Genomic DNA, 6,874 nt, shown 5'->3' on the forward strand with positions numbered 1-6,874 from the left:
CTGTCTGGACGGTACGACGCGCGGCGCTTCAGCGCGCCGCACCGTCTCGACGACGCCTGCGCCGCATCAACGCCGCTGGTGCCGGGCCGCAGGCGGCGCCGGCGGTGGCGAGAAGCGCGGCCGAAAGACGAACAGTTCGCCGCCGTTCGCGTTGGCGGTCCACAGGCTGCCGTCCGCACCGAGCGCGAGCGCGAGGTTCTCTTCCGGCCCGTCTGCGAAGCGCTGCCCGGCGAACAAGGCCCGCCCGTCGGGCGCGAAGCCGTGGAGCGTACCGCTGCACCAGAAGAAGAGGTTGCCTGCGCCATCCATGACCGGATTCGAGCTTGCGCACAGCCCGTCACCGAAGCGCCGGCCGGAATCGCCCGGCCCGAATCCACGCACGTTCAGCGCGCCATCCTGGACGAACCACACGCGGCCATCGGGCGCCAGCACCGGCTGCGTGCTCGTCCCGCCGCTCGCCTGCCAGCGCGGCGCGCGCCCGGCGAAGGCCCACACGGTTCCCGTGCCGTCCTCCGCGTCGTAGCCCGAGAAGATCCACTCGCCCGCGCGCATGCCGGCCACCGGCAGGTGATGCCTCCAGCCGGACACGGCTGCGCCGTCGCCGAAGGCGAGGCGCTCGGCCTCGGCGGGGTCGTGCAGATCGATGAGTACCGCGCCCTCGCCGTTCGGGACCGCCACGTATCGGCCATCGATGCTCAGCGCCGGGCTGCCCGGCGTGATCGTCCCCGCATCCTCGTGCAGTCCGAAGAACAGGAAGGGGCGCAATCGCGCGTCGAGGCCGAGCACGCCATCCACGCCGTCCCCGAGCACGAGGTAGAGGCTGCCGTCCTCGCCCACGGTCGGTTTGGTGAAGGGCGCCAGGCGCACCGGCATCTGCGGGGCGAGCTCCGGTAGCACAAAGCGGTGGCGCAAGGCGCCGCGGGCCTCGAGGTCCCAGGCGCGCACGGCATCCTCGGTGACCAGATAGAGCAAGCCCTGCGGGCCGATGACCGGAGCGCGCTGCACGACCCCGCCGCCGATCTCGCTCGACCACAGCAAGGCCCCCTTGCCATCGAGCACGACCAGAAAATTGCGCTTGCCCCGCTTTAGCACCGCGATCACCTGATCGCGCCACAGCAGCGGACGCTCTGCGAGCACGCCGGGGCCGGCGTCCTCGCCGACGGCGGGCAAGGGCAGCGCTTGCAGTTCGAAACCGCTCGGGCCGTGCGCCGGGTTGGAATCGCCACGGCCGCTGTGGCCGGCGTCGTGCTGCGGCTGGTGCCAACCCGTCGCAGCCGCGGCCGCCACCGCGTCGGGCGCGTACTGGATGACCAGGCGCGGCGCACTCGAGGCGTGGCGAATCGTGTCCTCCGCCGGCGCCCGGCCGTGCAGCAGGCTGCTCGCCTTGGCGGTGGCAGTGTAGAGCTCGAGCTCGAGGCGACGGGCCGGCGCCGCGGCCGCCTCGGCGACGGCCTCGCACAGGCGGCCGTTGTCGGGGTTCAGGGACACCGGACGGTCGGGTCGCAGGTCGCGCAGCGCGGCGAGCGGACGCGTCTCGCCCACGCGCCGCACCGCCAGCTCGACCACGGCGGCGACCGCCTCGTGCTCGCGCACATATCGCACCTCGCTCGCCACCACGCGCAGCACGCAGCGCCGCATCTGCGCCGCCGACAAGCCGACGGGCAGGCTGTCGAGGTCGAACGCCAGTCTCACGCCGTTGCCGGGCCGAAGCCAGTAGTGCTCACCCCCTGTCGCCGCCTCGGCCGTCGATGCAGGCGGGGGATCGCGCGCCTCGAGGAGGGTCGTGGAGACCGCCGAGTTGCCCGCAAACGCCACGCTCCCCGGTTTCACCGCAGCCACCGTGCGCTCGGCCGCCGGCAGCACGGTGGGCACCAGCGCGAGCAGCGCCAGGCAGATGTGCAGTGATCGCAGTCTCATCCCATCCTCCCCTTGCGCATCCCGGCGGCGTCGCGCCTAGGCCGGGAAGTACAGTCGCAGCGCACGGTCCGCCGCGCATTCGTTCTCCGCGGGGTGCAGGTGGACCACCAATGCGCCGGCGCGTAGCGCCTGCACCTGGAAATCCTCGATCTCCGCCGGAACCAGGCGCTGCAGATCCCCGCAGGGCAGCACTGCCCAGCGCTTCGCGGGCGCATCCACCAGGCGCAGCGCGATGGCCTCGACCCGCTCGGCGTCGCCGCCATCCGGTTCGCCGCAACGGTCCAGCCATGCGAAGGCGTGCAGACTGCACCCGTCGCTCGCCAGCGCGGCGGCAAGCACCCGCCCGTCGATCAGGTCACCGAGCAGGAAGCTGCGCTCCCAGCGCTGGCCGTCGAACGACCACAGGTCGAAACACTCGCTGCGTTCCTGGTCGGACTCCCGCCCCGGTTCGCAGCCCTCCTCCGCGGCACGCTTCGATCCTGTCCTGCCGAACAGCCACACCCGCCCACCGTGAACCGCCGGCTGGGCGGCGCCGCGCGGACGCTCGCACGGCCCCCCCGCGGGCTGCTCCTTCCAGTCCAGGGCCGGCCCCGTGGCATTCTCGGCAGGCTTCTCGTCCTCGGCAGGCTTCTGCGTCGCCGCCCAGGCGTCGTCGAGCGGCGCGCCGGCGGAGTCGATGCCGCCGAACACCCACAGGCGTTCCTCGAACACCGCCACACCGTGTGCCCGCCGGGCGCACCAGGAGGCCTCGCCGTGATCCCGCCAGCGCGGTTCGCGGGCACCGACGTCGAGGCTCCAGACCTTGTTTCCGCAGCGCCCCTCCGCGCCGGACATGCCGCCAAAGAGCCACAGGCGACCGCGGAACAAGGCCCCGGGCAAGCGCTCGCAGCCAGGCGGGAAGGCCACGAACGGGCCTGCCCCCTCAGTTGCCACCGCAGTTGCCCCCTCGGTCACCCCCTGCGCACCCACCGGCTCCCAGGGCCCCAACGCATGGTGCGTGCGACACAGCAGCACGCGCGAGCCGCCCACCCCGGGCAACGCGACGCTCGCGTACAACTTGCCGCCGGCAATTCCGAACAGGCGCAGCGGCACCGCTTGTGCGCTCGTATCGGCGAGGGCGGGCATGGCCAGCCTGCGGCCCTCCCGCGTCGCCAGCACGCAGGGCCAGCGCTGCCAGCCCGGCCGCAAGGCGCGCACGCGCAATCTCGCCTCGTGACGCTCGCCCGCTCCGTCCCAGCCCCGCAGCACGAACTCGGCATCCGCAACCCCCACCACGACGCGCCGCCCCCCTTCGTCCGGGACACCTTCGGCGATGCACAGGCCGTCACGCAGCAAGCTCAGGCCCGCCAGCCCGCAGGTGCGCCAGCGCAGCTCGACGACGTCGCCGGGCAGGTTCACCGCGGCCTGGTCCGGCACGCAGGCAAAGTCGAGCACGCCCGCGGCCGATGCACGCTTGGCGAGCCGCAGCGCAATCGCCGCCGTGGCGGCCGCATCGCCGCTCGCCTGCAGCCCGAGCGCGAGCGCCGCAAGGCCGGGCTGCGCGTCCGAGACCGCACCCGACAGGACCACCTCGAGGGCGTCGCCGGGCCGCAGCAGGACTTCGCCGCGGCGCAGCAACCATAGCTCGCAGCGCTCCGGCCGCTGCGGCGGCAGCCGCCACTGCGCAACCCAGCCCGCCGGCGCCTGGCAGGTCCAGCGCCGCAGTTGCGCCGCGCTCCGCACCAGGTCGCCCTCCCCGCCGCCGACCCCGCCACGCAGGACGAGCGCCGGCCAGCGCGTGCGCGCAAGCGCCGCGTCGCCGCGGTAGTCGATCCGCAGCGTCAGCCGATTGGCTGCGGAACGCGCGCCGACGACGAAGTCGCCCAGGCTGTCGAGGCGGGCCAGCAGCCCCATGGCGTCGTCCGTCATGCCCGCCTCCGCAGTCGCAGCGCCACCTCGGCGATGCGGCACGCCGGTGGCGAGTCGCGGTCCGAGGTGGCGAGCCGACGCCATGCGCGCAGGCGGTAGCGGCCGGCCTGCGGATGCGCCAGCACCCAGGTCGAGGGCAGGGGCGCCACCGCGGTGCGCAGCAGCACGCGCCCGTCCGGTGCGCTCAGCTCGATGGCGTCGGCGCCGCTCACCGTCCACACGAGCGTGGCGGGCACGCCCCTGGGAAGCTCGAAGCCCTCCGCCGCATCCTGCGCGGCCCCGCCCGCCGACGCGGCGGTCGCAGCTTCGACCACCCCGAAGCCGTCGATCGCCAGCGCGACCGCTTCGAGCCGCAGCCAGCCCTCGGCCAGCGCGAGCCCGGACGGGAAGGCGACGCTGCCGCTCGCCGCGGTGTCGATGATCTCGCGCTCCTCGCGCACGCCCACGCGCGGGTGATGGTTCCACGACCACTGCCCATAGAGGTCCGACGGCCGCGGCATGCGCAGCTCGTCGCGCGCACCCAGCACCGGGCCGGTGAAGAACATCAGCGAACGCGCACGCACGCGCTCGCACGCGCCGGGCGGCCGGAAGCTCGCGCGCGGGAGGACCGCGCTGGTCACCGTGAAACCGCGCTCCGGGTCCATCAGGAGGATGAGCTCGAGCGGGCGCTCGATGCTGACCACGGGCTGGGCCCGGTCGCGCAGCTCGGGCCTTCCCCCGCCGGTGCGCAGGCCCCAGGCCGGGTGGAAATGCCCCGGCTCGTCGGCCAGGAAGAAGCCCGCGAGCCCGTCCCCCGCGCTACCGTCGAAGTCGCCCAGGCGCAGCGGAAACTCGATCGCCCCGACTCCGCCACAGTGGCCTCCACCCTGAACACTCGCCGGGTCGTGGGCAGGTGCGCCATCGAGCTCGAGCCGCAGGCGCGCGCGCAGCAGCGCCAGCGGCCGTCCGACGAGAAGCCCGACAGCGGGGTCGTCGGCGTCGGGCAGGAGTTCGCCCGCCGCCTGCTGCAAGGTGTCGAGCAGGTCGGCGAGACGCGCCCCGCTCGCCCCCTGCCAGCGCAGCAGCTCGCGCACGACTGCACGGACGACCGGATCGGCGCCGCTTTCGGCCAGAGGATCGGCCGGGTCGAGCATGGCCTCGCCCTGCGCCTCCGCTGCCGTGGCGGCGTGCGGACCGCGCGTCGTGACCCAGCGGAAGCCGTCGATCGGGCGGGCGCGTCCACCGACGCCGTGCGCGTCCGCCTTGCCGCGCATCGCCTGCAGGGCCCCGAGCAGATTGCCCGCGCCGTCGAGCACCACGAGCGTGCCACCGACCCGATCGGGAAGGATCCAGCCGCACGGCTCGCCCTCGCCGGGCTCCTCTGTAGCATCGTCCTGCTCCCGCGCGGTTCCGCCCGGCTTGCTGCCCTCGTCGCACCCGCTTGCAGGCCATTCCACCACCAGGCGGGCGGCCTGCACCAGACGCGGCTCGAACAGCGCAGCCCCGCCGGGCCCGCGCAGGCGTGGCGGCAGCAGCACTGGAAGGGCACCTCCGCCCTCGGGCCGCAGCTCCATGAACTGGCCGAAGGCGTCGATCACCCGCAGGCGCTCGATGCGCAGCAGGCCGGCGCGCAGCGGCAGCAGGCTCGCGTTGCGCAGCGGCGAAAGCCATTCTGCAGCCTCGAGCTGTGCGGCATGCGGCGCGGGACGCAGCGGCCCCGCCGGGCCGTCGGCCTCGAGCGGGGGAAGTTCAGGTCGTGCGCAGCGGGCCAGCAGGCCGTCCATCAGGCCGTCGAGGTTCTGCCCGAGGACGTCGATCGCGGCCACCTCCATTCCGGCCTCGACCAGGCGGCGCCGCAGCGCGTCGGCCACGCCGGGGGTCATCAGCGAGGTGCCGGTGAAGACGTGCTCGCGCCCGGGGACCGCGTCGACGCTGCGCTCGAACCCGTCGCCGCGCGCATCGAGCCGCCACCCCGCGAGCGCCTCGGCCCCCTCCCCGGCCCCGGCGAGCTCGCTCCACGACACCCGCCACTGCAGCAGCAGCGGCAGCCAGGGGTTGCCACACCAGCGCGTGCAGGCGATCGCCGCGGGGGCCAGGTCCGCGCTGCCGGGAGCACCGGTTCCGGACCCGCCGGCGGGTGGCGCGTTCGAGGGGCCGGCGTCGGTTGCATCTGCACGGGGAACGACTGTCCCGTCTGCACGCGCGATGCGCATCGCCTCGCGCAGCAGGCCCGCCGCGGGTGCCGGAATGCCACGGCGCTGCAGATCGAGACCCGCCATCGCGCCGATCACGGCCTCATCCTTGGCGGCGGCAGGGCCGCCCTCGGCGAGGCGGGTACTGGTCCGGCAGTGCAGCCGACCATCGGCGCGATGGCGACCGTCGGTGCCATGTCGCCCGGGGTCGGCAAAGGCCGCTCCGGCGAGCAGCAGGACCGGGTCGCGCGGGCGATGGAAGCGCACACCGTCGACCCGTCGCAACTCGTGGCCGGGCAGCAGGCACTCGACCAACGCGCGCACGCGCTCGAGCGGACGCCCGCGCGGCATGCCCTGCGCATCGACCCGCTCGGCGAGGCGCTCGCGTTGCAAGGCGATCCTCGCGCGCAGCACGGACTCCTCGGCGCGCCAGCGCTCGACCGCCTCGGCGTCGCAGTCGAAGCTGGCCAGGCCGCGCTGGTACCAGGCGAGGTAGAACGCCTGCCCGAGGCTGTCCAGCTCGCGCGCGACGGCGTCGGCCGCGCGCTGCTGTCGCTCCAGGGCGGCGAGCGCACGCCGCACGATGCCGGGGATGGCCTTGCGTGCAGGGCGCCCGGCACGCAGCGGGGCCGGCTCGCGCTCGGCGATCTCCCAGCCGGAGGCGCGCGACAGCGGCTGAAAGCGGCGCACATGCAGTTCGTGGGCGAGGCGCTCGGCCCCGCCCGGATGCTCGAGCAGCGGATCCAGGTCGTGCTGCAATGCCTCGAAGTAGGCGGCGTGCTCGGCCGGCACGCCGGGCTGGGCGCCGAGCAGCGCCGCCATGGCCTCGGCGCCGTCCTCGCCCAGGGCCGCGCGGAAGGGGGCATCGCGCGGCGGGC

Annotated in this window: 3 protein-coding genes; all 3 read right to left on the reverse strand. The window is 74.6% G+C overall.

The genetic code is table 11. The annotated features are described in order from the left end of the window. Positions 1–66: 66 nt before the first annotated feature. Entirely contained in the window at positions 67–1,917 is a 1,851-nt protein-coding gene (locus C665_RS08120; protein WP_004304987.1) for an NHL repeat-containing protein, read from the reverse strand. A 36-nt stretch (positions 1,918–1,953) separates the two neighbouring features. Further along, positions 1,954–3,825 carry a hypothetical protein gene (locus C665_RS08125; protein ID WP_004304989.1) on the reverse strand — a complete coding sequence of 624 codons (1,872 nt, stop codon included), beginning with the start codon at positions 3,823–3,825 and terminating at the stop codon, positions 1,954–1,956. Further along, on the reverse strand, positions 3,822–6,874 hold a 3,053-nt coding region (locus C665_RS08130; protein WP_004304991.1), incomplete at its 5' end, for a hypothetical protein. The genes C665_RS08125 and C665_RS08130, both read right to left, overlap by 4 nt.

The organism is Thauera aminoaromatica S2, assembly GCF_000310185.1.
Classification (GTDB): Bacteria; Pseudomonadota; Gammaproteobacteria; order Burkholderiales; family Rhodocyclaceae; genus Thauera; species Thauera aminoaromatica.

Coding starts and splice junctions, on each gene's coding strand:
- C665_RS08120 (WP_004304987.1), bottom strand. CDS start 1,917: ATGAGACTGCGATCACTGCACATCTGCCTGGCGCTGCTCGCGCTGGTG.
- C665_RS08125 (WP_004304989.1), bottom strand. CDS start 3,825: ATGACGGACGACGCCATGGGGCTGCTGGCCCGCCTCGACAGCCTGGGC.